This window comes from uncultured Prevotella sp., from assembly GCF_946407605.1.
Classification (GTDB): domain Bacteria; phylum Bacteroidota; class Bacteroidia; order Bacteroidales; family Bacteroidaceae; genus Prevotella.
This window is the reverse complement of the sequence record NZ_CAMJOS010000017.1, coordinates 63,600-81,846: the sequence shown is the minus strand read 5'-3', so window position 1 is coordinate 81,846 and position 18,247 is coordinate 63,600. Positions and strand designations below refer to the sequence as shown.

General features: G+C 53.0%; 13 protein-coding genes. 1 reads left to right on the top strand and 12 read right to left on the bottom strand.

Going from position 1 to position 18,247, the window contains the following annotated elements; all coding sequences use genetic code 11:
* A partial coding sequence (locus tag Q0R57_RS08725; protein WP_294746141.1) for a hypothetical protein occupies positions 1-1,806 on the bottom strand: 1,806 nt, incomplete at its 3' end.
* A gap of 72 nt (positions 1,807-1,878) precedes the next feature.
* On the bottom strand, positions 1,879-5,409 hold the full coding sequence (locus Q0R57_RS08720; protein WP_294746138.1) for a leucine-rich repeat protein: 3,531 nt from the start codon (positions 5,407-5,409) through the stop codon (positions 1,879-1,881).
* A 251-nt stretch (positions 5,410-5,660) separates the two neighbouring features.
* Here Q0R57_RS08720 and Q0R57_RS08715 point away from each other — a divergent pair, with 251 nt between their 5' ends.
* Complete coding sequence (locus Q0R57_RS08715) at positions 5,661-6,758, top strand: helix-turn-helix transcriptional regulator (protein ID WP_294746135.1); 1,098 nt, start codon at positions 5,661-5,663, stop codon at positions 6,756-6,758.
* A gap of 47 nt (positions 6,759-6,805) precedes the next feature.
* On the opposite strand, the gene Q0R57_RS08710 is transcribed toward Q0R57_RS08715, so the two are convergent.
* From Q0R57_RS08710 to Q0R57_RS08665, 10 genes are all read right to left on the bottom strand, one after another.
* Positions 6,806-7,378: a hypothetical protein gene (locus Q0R57_RS08710; RefSeq protein WP_294746132.1), complete on the bottom strand. Its 573-nt coding sequence runs from the start codon at positions 7,376-7,378 to the stop codon at positions 6,806-6,808.
* 29 nt (positions 7,379-7,407) lie between these two features.
* A complete protein-coding gene (locus Q0R57_RS08705; protein ID WP_294746129.1) occupies positions 7,408-7,836 on the bottom strand; it encodes a hypothetical protein in 429 nt (142 codons plus the stop codon).
* A 57-nt stretch (positions 7,837-7,893) separates the two neighbouring features.
* Entirely contained in the window at positions 7,894-9,663 is a 1,770-nt protein-coding gene (locus tag Q0R57_RS08700; RefSeq protein WP_294746126.1) for a clostripain-related cysteine peptidase, read from the bottom strand.
* Between the two features lie 30 nt (positions 9,664-9,693).
* Positions 9,694-9,870, bottom strand: coding sequence for a hypothetical protein (locus Q0R57_RS08695; RefSeq protein ID WP_294746090.1), 177 nt, complete (start codon positions 9,868-9,870; stop codon positions 9,694-9,696).
* A 155-nt stretch (positions 9,871-10,025) separates the two neighbouring features.
* The gene (locus Q0R57_RS08690) at positions 10,026-11,603 is read right to left on the bottom strand and encodes an AraC family transcriptional regulator (RefSeq protein WP_294746123.1); all 1,578 of its coding nucleotides are present in this window, start codon (positions 11,601-11,603) and stop codon (positions 10,026-10,028) included.
* A gap of 170 nt (positions 11,604-11,773) precedes the next feature.
* Positions 11,774-13,333: a S41 family peptidase gene (locus tag Q0R57_RS08685; protein WP_294746120.1), complete on the bottom strand. Its 1,560-nt coding sequence runs from the start codon at positions 13,331-13,333 to the stop codon at positions 11,774-11,776.
* Positions 13,334-13,385: 52 nt separating this feature from the next.
* Positions 13,386-14,042: a porin family protein gene (locus Q0R57_RS08680; RefSeq protein WP_294746117.1), complete on the bottom strand. Its 657-nt coding sequence runs from the start codon at positions 14,040-14,042 to the stop codon at positions 13,386-13,388.
* Between the two features lie 38 nt (positions 14,043-14,080).
* Positions 14,081-15,910: a S41 family peptidase gene (locus Q0R57_RS08675; RefSeq protein WP_294746114.1), complete on the bottom strand. Its 1,830-nt coding sequence runs from the start codon at positions 15,908-15,910 to the stop codon at positions 14,081-14,083.
* Between the two features lie 72 nt (positions 15,911-15,982).
* Complete coding sequence (locus Q0R57_RS08670) at positions 15,983-17,563, bottom strand: S41 family peptidase (protein ID WP_294746111.1); 1,581 nt, start codon at positions 17,561-17,563, stop codon at positions 15,983-15,985.
* Between the two features lie 14 nt (positions 17,564-17,577).
* Positions 17,578-18,240: a porin family protein gene (locus tag Q0R57_RS08665; protein ID WP_294746108.1), complete on the bottom strand. Its 663-nt coding sequence runs from the start codon at positions 18,238-18,240 to the stop codon at positions 17,578-17,580.
* Between the last annotated feature and the right edge of the window lie 7 nt (positions 18,241-18,247).

Below are 18,247 nucleotides of genomic sequence, written 5' to 3'. Positions count from 1 at the left end.
GGTGGCGTTAGAGGCGTTGTCGTAGAGACTGAGATTGGTGACGTAGTATTTGCCGCCGCACAGCAGAGCGTTCTCATAGAGCGTCATTGTGCCTTCTTTTGAAACCACGTTGCCGAGGTCGGCGGGCGCCGTTGTCAAGGCGACAGCCTGGGTGCCTTGATCCGTTCCCCATCCGGCGTAAGTGAAGTAGGACTGAAGGTCTAAACTGGGGGCGTTCGTGTTGTAGCGGCTGAAAGTCTTACTGCCGGTGTTGCTCATGGATACCCATACGGGGTCGAAGACGCATTGGATGAAGATGAGGTTGGCGCCGTTGTCGTTCCAGCCCACGAAGCCGCCATTGCATTCGGCTGTACTGCCGAGCATCCTGCCGAGGAAAGCGCAGCGGGTAAAGGCAAGCTTGCCGCCGGTTTGGTTTACGGCTACGAAACCGCCGTTGGTGCCGTCGCCATTGATGCTGCTGGTGATGTTGACGCTGCTGTAGCAGTCGATGATTTCAGTGCCGTTGATATAACCTACGTGAGGCAGATTGTTAACGGCGATGCTGGCACCGAATTTCGACGAGGTGGCAACGCTGCCGGCAACGGTCAGGTTCTTGATGGTGGCACCCTCGAGGTAGCGGAAGGGCGCACAGCCGTCTTCACTATCGCCTTTGAGGTCGATGTGAAGCGTTCGGCCGTTGCCGTCGAGCGTGCCGTAGAAGGGCGCATGGATCGTTTTGCCATCATTGGGATCCTTCTTGGTTGTGGCAATCATCTCGGTGATAGGTTCGTTGCTGTTGTCGAAGTCATCAGCAAGCTTGTAATACTTTTCAGCCATATGGTCCACGTTTTCATGGATATATTTTCCGAAGACATACCAGTCGTTGGCATCGGCGATGATGTAGGGTTCGGTCTCCGTGCCGTAGCCCGCGAGGGCTTGATAAACCTTAAAGCTAGCGGTCTGCTGGCCGGTGTACGAACCAGCGCCCGTGATGGTCAGCGTGTAATTGCCGATGGCGTTCACAGTGGTGACGGAATTACTGTCGTATGTATAGCTGACGGTGTAGTGGGTGTCCTTCGTCAGCGTGTTACCACCCATGTCCTTTACGGTGATGTCGATAGGGATGTCGTTGCCTTCGTCGTATGCGTAGTAATGCTTCAACCCCTCGATGGTGGCGTAGTCCAGGTCGGTGTTGGCGCTGTAGTTGTTGCCTATAAGTTGCAGGTCGGCCAGCTCCATTCTGTAGCGGGTGATGTTCGGTGAGTACTGAATGACCTCGGCACCCTGAATATCGGTCACCTCGAAGCGAAAATACTGGTAGGGATCGGCGTTGCTGGTGAGCCAGTAGTCGTAGGATTTCTCCTTGTCTGCGGGCAGATACGTATCGTCGGTCACGGTGGCGAGGACGGTCCATTCCGCGTCGCCCGCGTGCTTCTTGCCCTTCAGTGTCCACGACTTCGGTCGGCGGTTGGGATGGTCCTTCGTATTGCAGGCGGTGCGCAGGCGGTAGCCCTTAGGTACGATAGGATTGGCAGAGTAGAACTCGATGAACTTCGGGGTGAAGCCGTTCTCGTCCTCCGTCAACCAGTAGGTGTACTTGTAGGGCAGGCCATACAGATCAGGAACAATGACGTTGTCCACGAGGTAATCATAGGTGTAGGCTGACGGGACCTCGCTGCCGGCAGTGGCTGTGTAGTAGCCCTCGCTGTCGAAGAGGGTGTATTCCTGTCCGCCGTAGGTGATGGGAGTGTCGGCCCATGCCGTCTGCCAGCTCCCTGCGAATGTGCAGAGGAGGGCAATGATGATGGTTAAGAATCTTTTTTTCATTATTTTATTATTGTTTTTTTTATTGTCACACAGAGTTTTTATGTCACACAGATCGCACAGATCGCACAGATTTTATTTTATTACGACTTTACGTCCTCCGTGGAGATATAGGCCTTTTTGTGTCGGCTTAGAATCGAGCTTTACACCATCGAGCGAATACCATGCGGCGTCAGCCTTATCTGTGTTATCTGTGATATCTGTGTGACCTATAATACCTGTTGTCTGTGTGCCTTGCTCGTCAAAGTTCAGGTTGAAGCCACGCACCGCGCTGTTGGGTTCGCCCGCGGTGAGGCCATTACCAAGCTCGAAGTAGCAGCGGAAGGCGCCGAGGTGTGCACCTGCCTCGGGATAATACAGGGTGTTGTTAGTTCCCAGGAACAGGATGCTGTGGTTGTCTTCGGTATAGTCAATCGGGCTGTAGGTGCCGCGGAAGGTGACGTTGCCGAGGCCGGTCTGGGGGTCGCGGCCCTCCTCGGTGGTATAGTAGCTAGGGGTGGTTCTGGTGACGGTGACGCCCTGGAAGACGGGGTCCTCCACGTTGTCAAGCTCGGTGTCGGGCCACTTTACGATATAAGGGCGGCCAGCTTCGATGTAGTTATTTTCACCGAAATTGAAGTTGAGGTAGAGGCTGCCATTCTCGACCTCTCCGCTGCGATGGCTGCCATCTGTGTTGGTGTCAAATATTTTGCCGTTAGTGTCGTACCAATAACTGTAGTCGAACTTCATGATAGCAGCATTGTAGAACAGTTTGTTTGCGGAGTTATTATGGCCGTCGACCGTGAATGGCAGGCACAGGGTGTTCCAGTCGCCGTCGCGGTAGAGGGTGCGGCCCAGGAGCATGATGTCGTGGGGCTGGCCGTCGGCGAGGGCTGCAATGCGGTCGGCGTTCTTATAACCGTCGGGCTGGGCGCTGTCATCGTCGAGGAGGATGGCGGTGCCGTCGATGATGAAGGGGATGGTGTTGCAGGGTTCGAGCGTCTTACCGTTCAGTTTCGTGAGGTCGCCGGTGGGTTCGTCACCGTTGTAATAATAGAGCATGCCACTCAAAATCTCCGTACCGTTCCAGAACGTCTGGCCGAAATTCACGTTGATGGTGCCGCTGACATAGTAGCTATTAGCGTAGATGTGGTCGGTGGGGTTGGTCCAGCCGAGAATAATTCTGCCGGCATTGATGCCGTATATGTTACCTGTGGCATTGATGATGCCGCCGTTGATGTTGAGGATTTCGGCTTTGATGCCGTAGGCGCCGCTGGTGGCATTGACGGTGCCGCCGTTGATGTTGATATCATGGGCATCGATACCACATAAGTCGCCAATAGCATTGACGGTGCCGCTGCCTTGGGTCTGGCCATAGATAGTTATATCTTTGGCTTGGATGGCATTAAAATTGTCGCTCACGGTAAGAGTGGCCCCGTCGCAGAGGATGAGGTAGGCGTCACTGTTTTCGAAATAGAGCTGGCCACTGATGGTGACCTCGCCTGGGAGAACGACATACCACCCATTGCTGTTATTGAGGGTCTGACTGTTGTTGCTGCTCTCAATTACGGTGGGGTGTTCGCAGGTCTGCTTGGTGCCGTCCTCGTCGATATACTTAACGGCATAGGGGAAGTCGGCAACGGTGACGGTGGCGTCGGCAGCGGGCATCGTAAAGGTAGCCTGGCCACCGGCATTGGCGTCGACGTTGTCGTAGTTGATTGTGGCGCGGCTACGGTAGGTAATGTCGCCAGTGGTGTGCTCTGCGCCAAGGCCGCTGAGGGTAATCTCGGCATTCTCGGCGTAGTAGTCGGTGCCGTCGATGGTGACTTTTTCGGCGTCGTCTGCGCTGGCATTCACGCCGTCGGGCAGGGCGAGGGTGCTGACGACGCGTATCTGGAAGTTGTCGTAGTCCTGGTATTCGCCCGTATTATTAAATATGTCTGCCCAGCCGTCGGCAGTCTTATAGTCGGCGCTGCGCACATTGAAGGTGCGGGAGTGGGAGCTATTGAGGTAAAAAACATTGTCGCCGAGCGTAGGCGGCGTAGAGCCGAGGACATTCACTTCCCAGAGGCCGATACAATCGTAGAAGGCAAAGTCGTCGATGCTGGTCACGGTAGCGGGGATGGTGACGTAGTCGATGTGCGGATTCATGACAAAGGCATATTTGGCAATGCGGACAGTGCCTTCTTGAATGGTAACATTGCTTTTCGTGACGTTCGTGCCACAGTATGCAACGTGGCCGAGATAGGTAACTGCGGTGGTTTTTGATATGGCGGCGTTGTACCATGGTGTGTTTTTGAAGGCTAATGCTTTGACATCGGTAAGGTCGTTGCCGCCGGTGATGGTGGCGAGGTTGCGGCATGTGGTAAAAGCATCTTCACCGATATAGGTGATGCCGTCGCCGATGTAGAGGGTGGTGATGGCGTCCTTATATTGCTCCCAGGGGCGGTTGCCCACAGAGAAATCGGATGTGCCGCCCGTGCCGGTGATGCTGAGCGTGCCGTTGTCATCGTAGCTCCAATGGGCATTGTCGCCGCAGGAGCCGCCTCCCTGCCGCCACTGGGCGTAGAGGTGGACGACGGCGCCGTCGGTGGCACTGAGGTTCTGGACGCTCTGGCCGTCGGTGTAGGCCGTGCCATTGCCGTCGGCCTGGGTGTTCCAGCCCTCGAATAGGTAGTCCTCGCGGGTGAAGGCGTTGGCGGTGAGGGCTTTCTGCTCGGTGTAGGTGAAGCTCTGGTCGGTGGTGGCATCGGGGTTGCCGCCGTCGTTCTTATGGAAGCGCACGGTGTACTGGGCCCAGCGCAGGGTGTAGTTCTTGCTGATGCTGGCGCCCTTGTAAAAGATGCCCTTGCTGGTGACGGTGATGGTGGCGGTTCCAGGTGCCTCGTTGTTCTGGTAGGATAGGGTGTAGTGCGTTCCCTTGGTGAGCGTCGTGCCGTGCCAGGTGACGGTGGGCGCGGGGGCGACGGCCTCGGTACTCACGGCGTACACATTGTTGATACCCGTGATGACGGCACCGGTGAAGGGGATGTAGTTGTCGTACTCCACGACGATGGTCTTCAGTCGGATGAAGGAGGCGCGGTAGGTGTAGCTCTTTTCCGTCGTCCAGGCCTCCGTGATGAGGTTGTCGTTGTAGTCCTTCAGGGTGATGTGGTAGATGTAATACCCGTCGTGGCTCAGCGAGACGTAGGCACCGTTGGTGGTGCCGGCCAGCGACTCTATCCGCAAGCAGTCGTCTTGCCAGGCCATGGCGTTGCCGGACTTGTTGGAGCCGAAGCTGAGCTTGATGCCGTTGGCGAGGGTGACGCTGGCGGTGAAGTCGGTTTGGAAGTTCCACGAGGTGCCGTAAGTGCCGGTGGCGTCGCCAGAGGCGGTGGCGGTTAAGTTGACTACGTAGTTTTCCCCCCAGGTGCCGTCGAGGGTGTAGGTCACGGTCTTTTCTGCGGCCCACGCACTTTGCCCCGACGCCAGCGATGCAATGGTAAACAGCAGCAGGATGATGTTGTTCTTGCGGCGGTAGTGCCAGAGGGTGTAAATGAAATAGGCAAGCGCTGCCAGATAGACGATGCCGAGTGGGATGGAAAACCACAGGGGCATTGACTGGATGTCGATGATTAAACTGGTCATAAATTTTTAATTGGTTTGTTGATTTTGGCCGCAAAATTACACATTATTTTTAAAATAAGGTGTGAAAAAAACGCACTTGGTGTGAAAAAAACGGGGCATAGGTGTGAAAAAAACGCGATTTTTTCACAGTTTCTTTGCTATTTAACATTTTTTGTGTAACTTGGCTTCGCCGAGTTACCTTTCACTCGGAAATAAAAAGAAAAACAAGTTTTCCTTTCGTATTTCGCTCGTTTATTCGTAACTTTGCACGCATGATTGCGATTGGAGAGATGCAGATTAGTGGTATGCTGACAATGATGATATTGTCGGTGATGCTGATGGCATGCGTACCCCACCGCACCATCCATCGCAGCAGTTTTACCCGGGCACGATGGCTGATGGCGGCCGGCACAGGACTCATCGCCGTGCAGTTTCTGCTGCAATATATCTTCGGATTCCGACAGATGGGCGTCACCCAGGCCGTATGCTGCAACCTACTCTTCTTCACGCCGGCATCGCTGCTTTGCGGCATGGCCATACTCTACGTACAACGACAGGGACACGTAGTCAGGAGGGAATGGCTGACGGTCAGCGGCATCTGCGCCCTGTCGGTCATCATATTGATAGGTACGGCATTGCTCGACGGCGTGCCCCTAAGCGAGGAGTCTACCCTGCTGCGTATGGCGGAATATGCGGGCGGCATGCTATACTTGCTGATGCAGAGCTATATCTTCAAACACCAGTTTTTTGCCTACAAACGGCTGGAGCAGGCCGTTGATGAATATTTCGACCGCTCGCGCCGCGACCTGTTCGGATGGATGGGATGGAGCATGAAAACCATGGCGGTGCTGGCCTTCTTCGTGCCGGTGGTCATCTTTATGGAGGGCGCCCCGCTGGTATTGTTCTCCATCGCCTATTTCTTCGCCATCGCCTATAGCACCATCAGCCTTTACAGCTACGGCATCAGCGAGGATATCACGAGGGTGGAAGAAGCGGATGCCATTGAAGAGTGTAGAACGGAGAATGTAGCAAGCGAGCAAAGCTCGAGCGCTACATTCTCCGTTCTAAATTCTAAACTTGACAGCTGGATTGCCGCTGGTCACTACCGCGAGCACAACCTGACGCTGCGCATCGTGGCCCGCCAGATGGACATTCCGCAACGGCAGCTGCAGGAGTGGCTACGGCAGTCGGAATACGGTAAGCTGGCAGTACTGGTGACGACGCTGCGCATAGAGGAGGCCAAGCGGATACTGAAGCAGCATTCCGACTGGTCGTTGGAAACGGTGGCTAACTACTGCGGATTCAGTAGCCGTGAGTATTTCCACCGCACCTTCCGCCAAATCACCGGCACTACACCGGCGAATTTTTAATTCGTAATTAGTAATTTACCGATGAAATGGGCGATTTTGGGCAGGACTTAGTTCTTCCCCTTCTGGAAATACAGGACCTTGCCGTTAGTGGAGAGGTCTATGGATTTCGTTTTCAGGTGGCCGGGCACCGACAGACGCTCTGCGATATACGCCTCTGCCTTATTTGCCTTGCAGGCTTGACCATCGTACGAGGGCGTTAGATCCTTGTAGTTCACCTCCTTCGTGCCGTCGGAAAAGATGCTCGTGATGGAGTAAACTGCGTAATAGACCTTGAAATTATAGCTGCTGTCGGTGAGTTCATTTCCGTTGCGCTGAACGTTCATCTTGATGGTGGCGGTGAACGGAAAATTCTTGACCGTAATCTTCTTCACCCATGCGGTGTCTGCCAGCATTCCAGTTTTCTCCTGGCCGTCGGCATCAATGTAGGAGACGATATAGTCGCAGATTTTCCGGCCATTGTTGGGCATGTGGACCATGTAGCATACTTCTGCTGCCGACAGCGTACGTGTCTGAGCGGGGGATCCATTGGTTTCATTATCGTCGTCGCCGCATGCGGTGAAAGACACGACAACCATTGTGATGCAGATTAAGGCAACTGCGGCCGTAAATAACTTCTTCATAGGATACTAATTATAGATTATTTATGTGTTTACAAGTTCTGAAAGAGTTTTAAATCGGTTGTTTCGTTATTTGAGCCATTAACACCATTACCGAGGGGAGTCACCTGCAGCACGATGCTGAAACGACCAGAGCGATTGGCTTTCTGGAAAGCCTCGTCGCAGATACTGATAGCATTGTTGTCATTACGCTTGCAGATGCATTTATCGCCACCCGCGTTCCCACTCATCTTCCCTTCCATTTTTTTGTCCAGGGCATCTCTCATCTGTTCTACGACTTCATCGCAGTTACTGTTGATGGAAGATCCTGTGTAAACTTTCACACCGTATGCCGCGTAGTCGCTAATACTTTCATTTTCATCATCTTTACACGAAGTGAAAATGGTTAAAATCATTGCGCAGCAAAAGAAGAAGGTGAGCACCGTTCTTCCGGCTGCATGGGTCATCATAATCTTTTTCATTGTTGTTTTTAAATTTTAGTTTATATTATGGAGTTTCTTATTGAACTAATATTTAGTCTATTCTCGAATTGGTCCGCCGCCACCGCAGGTAGGATTGCCCCAGGGCAGGCAGGTGTTGATGCGAAGGAAATTGCCCCAGCCGGTCAGCTTGTGGAAGGTACACTGCTCGTAGCCCTCGCCGATATTGCTCTTAACGGCATTCCCAGCACCAATGAAGTCGTAATTATAGTCATTCTGATGGTAGAGGCTGACGCTGAGACTGTAGTGGTCGAGGTGCTGCACGCTCCAGTTGACGTCGGCGTACTGGAGGATGGCCTTGCCGAAGGCCATGCGCAGGTCGGCGGCAATGGCTGTCAGTTCGGCATCGCCCGTGTTGGCGGCCAGCTTGTCAGCATAGTCCTGGAGGTCGAAGAAAGGATGGACATAGCATTTCTCGGGGTTGTCGTTGGCGGTGTAGAAGCGGTAAACCTGCTTGGTGGCGAGGTCGATGGCCTCCTGCTGCGACGGGTAGAGGGCGACAAGGCGGTCGGCCAGTCGGCGTGTGACATCGATAATGCCGTCCAGTTCGCTGGTGCGCAGCAGTTTAAAGTCACCGTTATAGAATAGGTTTTCATCATCTTTATAGCTCTTCTGCCATCCGGGGGTGATGTCGCTGAGCATGTAAGCGAAGGCATCCTCCACATCATCTTTCTCGATGAGACCTCGGATGAAGGCGGGCAGCACGCTGTAATCGGCTGAGAGCAGGTGGGCGGAGCAGGCAATGTACTCGGCTACGTCGCGCAGTTCGGTGAGCGACTCCATGTTGCCCATCAGACAGTTGTTGAAGAAGATGGCCTTGAACGGGGTGCGACCTGTGGCCTTGATGGCCTGCGTGAGTTCGTACATATCTAATTGCTCATCGTTGTTCCACTCGTCGCCGATGACGCCGCGTGTGGCAGCAGGATTTTCGTGATACTTGTCCGGGATGTCGTTCATCGGGGCAAAGCCGCTGCCGTGGCCCCAGATGGTGAAGATATATTCCTCGGCAGGACAAAACAGGCTGCTGAACTCGATGAACTGGTGGATGGTGTTGGGGTCGTAGAGCTTGGTGGCGATGGCCTCGGTGTGCATACCGAGCACATTCATGCCCTCCTCGTGCAAGCGGTCAAGGTCGGTCTCGCTGTTCAGTTCGAACCACACCACATCGCCGTCGTCGGTCATCTGACTGCTGGTGTTCCGGCCGTACTTGTAGAGGACAGCCACGCGCACTTTGGTCGAGTCCTTCAGATAGGGCCTGACCGACTCCCAGAAGCCTTTCTCAATGATGTCATCCATCTTGCCGCCGCAGTTGCCATAGACGAAGATGGTATAGCGTGCCTGAAGGCCGGGCACCGACAGCAGTTTCCGCTTGCTCCACTCGTTGAACTGGGTGGCCTGGGCAGCATCGGCCTTGTCGAAGGTCATGGTGCTGCCGCCCTCATAGTCTATTGTCAGTTTGCCATCCACGGCCTGATACGTCCAGTCCCAAGAGCCGTCGTCCATCACCGTGACCAGTTTGCCGTCCTCGGCAGTGTAGGTGAATGGCTGGTGCTGCACGGCGACAGGCTCCTCGCCCGCCAGGAAGTACGTGTCGCACACGCCCGTGCCGTCGGCATTGAACATCCACACGTTCCACGCCTTTCCGTAGCTCCAAATGGAAAAAGTCTTGCCCGTGAGGTCGCCTACCCATGTGCCCACTAGGGCCTTGGGGTCTGTCGGATTCGTCGTCGGGGTGTCATCGTTGTCGCTGCAGGCGGTGAAGCCCAGCATCATGATGGCCATTGACATCAGAAAGAAATACTTTCGCATTGTTATATATATTTTTATGGTTATAATTTATTATAGTATTCCTGCTTTACGCATCTTCTGACGCTGCTCTTCGTTCTGACGGATGAAGCGCTCGATGAAAACGTTTTGGTCGCCAATACGCCAACGCTGGTATATGATGATGGCCACGAGCACCAGCACCACCACGATGAAGGCGGCGGCCAACGCAACTGTGAAGATAAGTGTCATATCCATAAGCTTCGCACACATTATTTGTGTGCAAAATTAGGCTGTTTCCAGGAAACAACAGTCCCACGGTAGGAAAATAAAGTCTCAAAACGTGAAAAAGTAAGCCTGGCAGAAATTGCCAGGCTAAAACTATTTCGATGAAATGGGCGTTTTTGTTATTTCTTTGCTACCCGACGATAATCTGAGGGCGACATGCCGTAGGCATCGCTGAAGATGCGGAAGAACGAACTGCGAGAGAAACCGCAGAGCTCAGCAATGACCGTTATAGAATCATCGGTAGTGGCCAGCAGGTGGGCGGCATGGCGCAGACGGTACTCGTTGAGGAAGGCGTTGACGCTCTTACCATCAGTACAGGTGCTGATGGCATCGGTGACGTAGTGTTCGTTGGTGCCGAGGAGCTGGGCCAGGCGGTTACGGTCGAGGTCGGCATCGGTATAGATATGGTCTGACGAGTCCATGAGGTCGCAGATACGACGGAAGAGCTGCTGCTCGGCTGTGAGCACATCCTCCGGTTTTGCTTTCAACAGTTCGATGCTCTGCTGCTGTTCCTGCTCACGCTGTTCTATATCGGCCAGCAGTCGGCGGTTCTTCTCCGTCAGCACCTTGTTGTAGGTATAGGCGCGGCGCAGCAGGTAGGCGATGAGCAGGATGATGATGACGGCGCTGAAAAGTATGATGTGATAGATGGTGGCCCGAGCCTCTGACTCCTCTAAGGCCAGATCCTTCTCGTGTGTCTGGTAGATGACAGCCAGCTCGGCAGCATCGTTCTGCTTCTGCCATGCCAGGGCAGAGTCGATAGCGGCAAACGTCTTATCGGCCAACGCCAGCGCCTCGGCAACACGTCCGGAACGGCGGTTAGCCATATAGCGTGGGGCAAGGCTCACGCTGATGACATCAAAGGTGAAGGCAGAGCTGTCAATGGCTGCGAAGGTGGTATCAAGGCGGTCAAACATGTCGGCGGCCTCGGCATAGCGGCCAGCGGCCATAAGATAGGCGGTGGCTGTCTCGATACACGACGGGTTTTCGAGCTGATCACTCGGTATGTTGGCAAAAACGGCGGCGGCTTCATTGGCCTGGCCCGTAGCCAGCAGGTATTGCGCCTTGTACAGCGCCAACAGTCCGTTGTGCTCTAGGATAATCAGTGAGTCGCCAACGCCTAGTCGCTCACAGGCACGTAATTCCTCCTCGTAGTGGCCAAGCCACTTCCCTGCCTCTTCGTATTCTCCCATCTCGAAGAATGACAAGAAAATGTTGTTGCATAGAATAGCCAGGTTAAAATCGCCCTTCTCCTTGCCGCCCAACACGTTCAGCTGCTGCTCATAGGCTTTGCCGAAGGTCTGTTTCGCGGCCTCAGGCATCGCCAGGTGCAACTGACACTGTGCCATCAGAGAGTATAGGAAAGCTTTTTGTGAGCCGGGGAAATCGTCATTGCCCTCCGATTTATTCAGTATTTCATTAATGACGGTCAGCGCACCCTCCATGTCGCCCCGCTGAATAAGCATACAGGCATAGCGGTAGCCCGCGTCGCCATAGATATCCCATGCCTGCGAGGGGTCATTTTTCAGTATCTCATAGGATTTTCGATAGTACAGCTCAGCTATCCGCATCTGGTGCCGCTGGAAGTCATACTCCATGCCCAACTCATGATAGTGCCGCGCCGTCCATTGGGCCTCGGTCATCTTCTCCTCGCCGGCATCAGCTTGTTTCCCAGTACAACCCAAAATGGTCAGCACTGCGCATAATAATATGAGGTAAAGGGAGTGTCGCATATTTTAAAAATTTCGCTGCAAAGGTACACATTATCTTTCAATTATTCATCGTTTTCCCTCGTAAAATATGCAAAAAGCGAGCGAAGATGCGCGTTTTGCTATCTTCGCTCGCCATTATTGTCGCCAAAATAAATTTATTGGCCAGTGGTGCAGTACTGAAGGGCACGCTCCAACTGAGTGTCACGACCAGTGCTTTTGTAGAGCGTCACGTCGAAGTCCACTTCGATGTCAGGGGTAAGACCTACGCCCTCGAGGATTTGCCCCTCCTTGGTCAAGGTGGTCATATGGGGGATATAGAGATAGACAGGGGTCTTGCCACGTTCGCCTATAATGCCGGAATAGTTCTGATAGTATACGCTGGGGTCCGTAGTGAGTGAGCACAGACCGCCATGGGTGCGCTTGCCGATGAGCATGCCGTTGGGCAGCTGCTGACAACCCAGGGTGGTCATCTCCGCCATGCTGACGGAGCCGCAGTTGCCAAGCATGATAATCGGTTCGGTGATGGTCTCGTGGGCTGTCTCAAGGGTCTTTACCTTAAAGGGTGACAGCGGCGAGTAGTCGTAGCGGCCCAAGCCACGCTTGAAACGTGAGAATGATACCTCGAAGCCGCCGCTGGGCAACATACTTCCCAACACGTACTGGAAGTCGTTGAGCATGCCACCGCCATTGTTGCGCACGTCAATGATAACGCCCTTGAGCTGGCCGCTGGCATGGAGTTCCTGTACCTTGTCGAACCACGCCTTCCATGCCTGACGCACCGTCAGGGCGAGTAGCTGGGTGACCGCATCTTTCCCACCGAAGATTGCCTTGAAATATTCGTCATCAAGATAGGGCGTGAGGTAGAAACCGCTGAAGAAGAAGTAGGCGATGTTGTTCTTGAAGAGGGCATACTTGGCGCTAACGGCATAGTTGCCGAAAGCATCGCTCGGTATGAGTCCGGGAATTTCGAGATGCTGGTTGGCGGCTAACAGCTCGTCGTACATCAGAATACCAGTCTCCATATCAAGACCATTGATCAGCTGGTTGTATAAATTATCGAAGTCTTTGACGAAGGCCTGCAGCGCATGCTTCTGGTAGTCCTCCAAGGCAGGGTCGTTGACATGGGCCTTTGCCCACTGATAGCCGATACCGGGAGTCTTATAAACTGTCATGAAGATACCTGTGAATTGAGTATCGGCATCTTTGTACTCCAGAATCTGGTCGCCAGTGCCGCCATACTGAGTGGGGAGATAGGCTGACAGATAGTGTGTGGTATTCTCCTTAGCCTCATAGTCATCGCGCTGCTGGTCGCGTGTGTTGCCAGGAACGACCAGGACGGAGCCGCCCGTCTGGTGATTTTCCATCTGTGCGGCAAAGTGGCCATCGTGCAGGGGTGCCAAGGTTTCTTCGAGCAGTTTCCTGAGTTCGTCATCTGTGACGTCGTCACGCTTGTCGAGGGCCTCATACTTGGGCAGGAACTCGTCATATACAGCATCCCAGTCAAGCCCCAGGCTGCGTTCATAGTCCCAGATGCCATAGTTCTGGTCGAGGGCTTTCCACATCACCTTGAACTTCCCTGCATAGCTTTCCTTAGCCTCTTCGAATGCCAGTCCGTCGTTGAAGGCATAGTTCTGTACGGCGTCGCTCTCTTCGCGACAGCTGGTGACCATCACCAGCAGGAGCATCGCTCCTAAAATCATTATCTTATTTTTCATAACTTTTCAACTTTAAACTTTCAACTTTCCACTTTCAACTTTCAACTTTCCACTAAAAGAAGTACATCACTCCTGCCTGCAGTCCCAGCGTAGAGTGGTAGCGCTTGTCCTTGAAGTGGGGCTGTTCCTTGCAGAAACTGGTGGTGCTGTAGTAGTAACGGGCCTCCACCTGAGCGCCCCAACGCTTGGCAAAGCGGTACTCCAGTCCCAGGCCGCCCACGAAGCCGCAGTCCCAGCGCTGGTCGCGGTCTTTGTCGAACTCCACCTTCTCGTCGAAGGAATAGGTATAGTGCGAGACATTATTGACATCCGTGCCCTTGCGATGGCTGTTGAGCCAGTAGCCGCCATAGACACCGACGTTGCAGAAGCCACGGAGCTTCTCACCACCGAAACCGAACGATGCCATGACCGGCATCAGGAGATAGTTGTTCGTATACTTGTAGTCCTGGTCGTCAAAGACAACACGTGTCTGACGATAATTCTTCTGCGTCCAGTCCAGTTCGGCACGCACACCCAGCCAGTCGTTGAAGTCGTACTGTCCCATCATACCGAAGGTCACACCGTAGCGGTCCTTGTACTCCAGGTCGGTCATGTACTGCTTGTCAATGGTGGGATGGTTGAAGGACAGTCCTACGTTGGCACCTACACGCCACTGGGCAAAGGCCAGCGTCGGCAGCATCAGTGCCAGGAAAGTAATAATTTTTTTCATCGGATTTAAATTTTAATTCTTATCTCTTAATTCTTAACTCACTTATAGTACTCGCTAATGATGGTGCTCAGGTTGTCCAAGTTCCAGAAATTATGATAGTAGTATAAGGTATAATCGTGGCCCTCATATGGGACTGTTATATCTTTGATGTAGTCTATCGTCACATGCGGAGTGATGCCGTCGTTGATGTTCTCCCAGTTCGCATTGCTCAGACGGGCACATGCTGATGATATCTGGTAATAGAACCCGTCGGCAGTGCGATGAGCACCGACGGCACAGCTGCCGCCCCCACTCTTCTGTCCGGCGATGAGCAGTCCCGCATCCTTGCAGAGGGATGGGTAGAGGTTGCCGCAAGAGAAAGAGACTGGTGAAGTGATGATGCAGAAGTTCAGGTCGTAGTGAACGTCCTGGTCTTGAGCGTCATACTTGCCGTCGAAGTTGCGGTCTACATCGTAGTACCACGTCCTCTTCTGGCCGGTGAGCACGTTATAGGCACGGAAGAAGCTCTGGTCGAACATCAGCGAGGTCATGGCCACCACGACATCCGACGAGCCACCGGTGTTGACACTCAGGTCGAGTACGAAGTTCTTCACCTCAGGATCGGCAGCAGCCTGCTCCAGTGCATCGAGGAAGATAGCCATCGGGTCTTCAGGACTTGTGGCCACCGTGGGGCGCGGTCCCTTGCCCTGATAGTAGTTATTCCAGGCCGCGTTGTCGTTAAGTGCAAAATTGTCGAAATGACAGATGGCGGTATTCCCTTTCTTGTGATAGGTGTTCTTGTCGCCAAAGAACGCTTCGCGTAAAGGAAGGGTCAGATTCATTATCTGCGCAGACGTCCAATTTCTGACTATCGTGACTCTTTCATCATAATAGCTGTAGAGCGAGGGATATTTCTCAGCGAATGTCGTGCTGGGTTTGCCATACCATATCTTTGTGTGACCGCCGTCGTAGAGGTAGGCATAGAGCATACACATGCCGTCAGCATAGTCGTCGATGTTCGCAGACAGCAGCAACTGCTTCACTATCTGTCCGTCAGCATTGGCCTCGAGCGTCTTGTCCAGGCCTTTCTCCTGGATGGATTTCTCGAAGTCAGAACCCGTAGGCATGCCATAGAAATGGTCGATGGTGAAGCAGAGCTCGGCATAGTTATAGGCGACCATATCGGCCTTGCGTTCCTTGTTCTTCATCAGATTCTCCATCAGGAAGTCACTATCCAAACCACCGATGCCGTTATTCCCATTTTCGTCTTTACTGTCATAGACCACCTTCTCGCCGTTACAAGCGGCATTATGGCCATAGAGGTCGGCATAGAGGTCGGCCAGCGTGGCAAAGGGGAAATAGACCATCGTCTCTTCGCCTCGCAGATTGATGCCGTAGGAGCTATAGTCGAAGGTCAGAGCCGCTGAGCCACCGCTGAGTGTCTGACGGTTGAAGCGGACATAGGGAAGGCCGTCGTAGTAGGCATTCTCCATGCCTGCCTGTACCAGTCCCATCTGGTTGGTAAAACCCATGAAGTCATCGAAGGCACAGGTCTCGTCAATGGTATTTACTATCAGCGTGCCGCCAGCGTTCTTCAGTCTATAGGTGGCTCCGCCTGTCTTCGTCACGTTGACTGTCGTGCCAGGTACCACGATGTTTTGGAAATCAGCCACAGAGATGTAGGGCACCGAGGGCATGTCCTCGTAGAAACGGATGGCCACGGTACCACTATTGCTGCCGTCACGGTTCACCGGCACCATCTTCACAGTATATGCCGTCTGGTCGTCAGGATTCGTTTCCTGCTGCGAAGAGTTGTCATTGTCGTCGGTACAGGCGGTGAAGCCCAGCGTCACGATGGCCATTGCCATCAGATAGGAAATCTTTCGCATTTTTGTTTATTATTGATTTAAAAATTTATTTTGTTGTCTCGAATTCAACAGCAAAGATTGTTAATTGGATCATTAATTACCAGTACGGATGTACTGCAGAGCACGGTCGAGCTGGGTATCTTTGCCAGTGGCCTTGAACATGGCCTCGTCCAAATCGACCTCTATGTCGGGCGTGATGCCTTCACCCTCAATAATCTTATGGTCGAGTGTGAACGTTGCCACCGAGGGTAGATAGACGTGGACTGAGGTCTTTCCACGCTCACCAATGTGACCCATATAGTTGTTGGTGAACGGTGTGTTGTCCGACGTTAATCCACAAATACCACCTTTGGACCGTTTGCCGATATGGGTACCGTTCTCCATGTTCTTGACGACGAGAGTGGTTATCTCGGCCATACTCAATGATTTGCAGTTGGTCATGACGACTACGGGCTCGGTGATTACCTCATGCTTGTCGGCCTCCATAGTCTTCAGATAATTGGTTGTCAGAGTGGAGTAGTCGTAACGTCCGGTGCCACGCTTGAAACGGGAGTAACTAAACGGAACGCCACCTTCGGGCAACAGTGAGCCAGTGATGTAATAGCCATCGTCCTGAAAGCCGCCGCCGTTGCCGCGCAGGTCGATGATGACACCACCCAGGGTACCAGCCTTATGCAACTGCTGAACGGTATCGAACCATTTTTTCCATACTTCTCCTATGGCTTTCATATGCTTCTGGGTGACGGGATTGCTGACATTGAAAAACTGTTTGGAGGCAACTTCTACCATATAGGCAGTAAGATTGAAACCACTGAAGTGGAAATAGGCGATGTTACCCTTCAGCAGGGCGAACTTGATATCAATACCCATGGTAGAGAATCCAGGATCGAAATATTCCAGTCCAGGTACATGCAGCGATTCGTACGACTTGACCACCTCGTTATAACGGTTGACTGAGAATCCCGCTGCAATCGTTTTTAATTCCGTCTTGAGGCTTTCCAGAGAATCCAGCCTGAGCGTCTGAGCAGTGGTGGGATTGGGCAAGGCACTGAGCTGGTCAATCTGTGTGTTAATCCAGTCAAGACCTATTCCCTTATTTAAGAAGATAGGAGCTATTAGCCCAGTAACGCTTGTGGAATGTTCCGCCACGATGGGATCGCCATTGCTGTCGGTCTCCACCTCACCATTGGCCACCTGTGAATAGTACTTCAACGAGGGGTTGTATTTCGAGGCAATCTCATAGTCGTCATGCTTCACGACACGGTCCTCGCTAGGCAGATACAACACTTCTTGGGTACCCGTCTTGTGGTTATTGAAGATCACGGCCAAGTGGCCGTCGTGAAGCGGTGAGCATACTTTGCGTATCAGTTCCTTCAACTCTTCGTCGGTGACGGTCTCCTTCTTGTCGAGAGCCTCGAACTGCGGCAGGTATTCGTCATAGACAGCATCCCAGTCAAGGCCATACTCGTCCTCATAGTCCCAAAGGGCATAATACTGGTTCAGTCCGTTCCACATGATCTTGAACTTCTCGGCAAAGCAGCTGTCGGCATTGCCGAAAGCCATTAGGTCGGGGTGGTCATAGGTCATCAGTTTGTCGGTCTCTTCACGGCAGGATGAGAATGTCATCATGAGGAGCATCACTCCCAACATCATTATCTTATTCTTTTTCATCATCGTATCCTCCTCATTTAGAAAATATAGTTAATACCCAGTTGGACGGCCGTGGTAGAGTTATAGCGGTAGTCCTTGTTCCTCATATACTGCTTGGTGGTGCTGGTGGTGCTGTAGTAATAGCGCACCTCGGCCTGAGCAGCCCAGTGGTTAGTAATGAGATACTCCAAGCCGATGCCGCCCACGAGACCGCAGTCCAAACGCTGGTCACGCTTGTCGTAGAAGTCCACCTTCTCGTCGAACGAGAAAGTCCTGTGAGAGAAACTGTTCCGGTCAGAACCTTTGCGATGGCTGTTAAGCCAGTAGGCACCATAGACACCCATGTTGCAGAAACCACGCAGACGCTCTCCGCCAAAGCTGAACGAAGCCATCACCGGCAGTTGCAGGTAATCGTTGGTGAGTTTATAGTCCACATCACTATATACTACGCGCGAGTGGCGATAGTTCTTCTGCGTCCAGTTCAGGTCGGCACGCACGCCCAACCATTCGTTGACGTCATACTGTCCGCTTACGCCTAAAGTAATACCCCATCGGCCATCGACTTTGTAGTCGGTCATGTACTGTTGGTCCATGCTGAACACATTGTAGTCAGCACCTCCTGTCACACCAACCCTCCATTGGGCCTGTGCCGTGGTGACCATCAAAAAGGCTACGAGAGCCATCAAAAGCTTTTTGTTCATTTTTTTT

What these genes read in the sequence shown, in the direction of transcription:
- Q0R57_RS08700 (WP_294746126.1), bottom strand. Translation starts at nt 9,663, where the DNA reads ATGCGAAAGTATTTCTTTCTGATGTCAATGGCCATCATGATGCTGGGC.
- Q0R57_RS08705 (WP_294746129.1), bottom strand. Translation starts at nt 7,836, where the DNA reads ATGAAAAAGATTATGATGACCCATGCAGCCGGAAGAACGGTGCTCACC.
- Q0R57_RS08670 (WP_294746111.1), bottom strand. Translation starts at nt 17,563, where the DNA reads ATGATGAAAAAGAATAAGATAATGATGTTGGGAGTGATGCTCCTCATG.
- Q0R57_RS08720 (WP_294746138.1), bottom strand. Translation starts at nt 5,409, where the DNA reads ATGACCAGTTTAATCATCGACATCCAGTCAATGCCCCTGTGGTTTTCC.
- Q0R57_RS08695 (WP_294746090.1), bottom strand. Translation starts at nt 9,870, where the DNA reads ATGACACTTATCTTCACAGTTGCGTTGGCCGCCGCCTTCATCGTGGTG.
- Q0R57_RS08715 (WP_294746135.1), top strand. Translation starts at nt 5,661, where the DNA reads ATGATTGCGATTGGAGAGATGCAGATTAGTGGTATGCTGACAATGATG.
- Q0R57_RS08680 (WP_294746117.1), bottom strand. Translation starts at nt 14,042, where the DNA reads ATGAAAAAAATTATTACTTTCCTGGCACTGATGCTGCCGACGCTGGCC.
- Q0R57_RS08685 (WP_294746120.1), bottom strand. Translation starts at nt 13,333, where the DNA reads ATGAAAAATAAGATAATGATTTTAGGAGCGATGCTCCTGCTGGTGATG.
- Q0R57_RS08665 (WP_294746108.1), bottom strand. Translation starts at nt 18,240, where the DNA reads ATGAACAAAAAGCTTTTGATGGCTCTCGTAGCCTTTTTGATGGTCACC.
- Q0R57_RS08675 (WP_294746114.1), bottom strand. Translation starts at nt 15,910, where the DNA reads ATGCGAAAGATTTCCTATCTGATGGCAATGGCCATCGTGACGCTGGGC.
- Q0R57_RS08710 (WP_294746132.1), bottom strand. Translation starts at nt 7,378, where the DNA reads ATGAAGAAGTTATTTACGGCCGCAGTTGCCTTAATCTGCATCACAATG.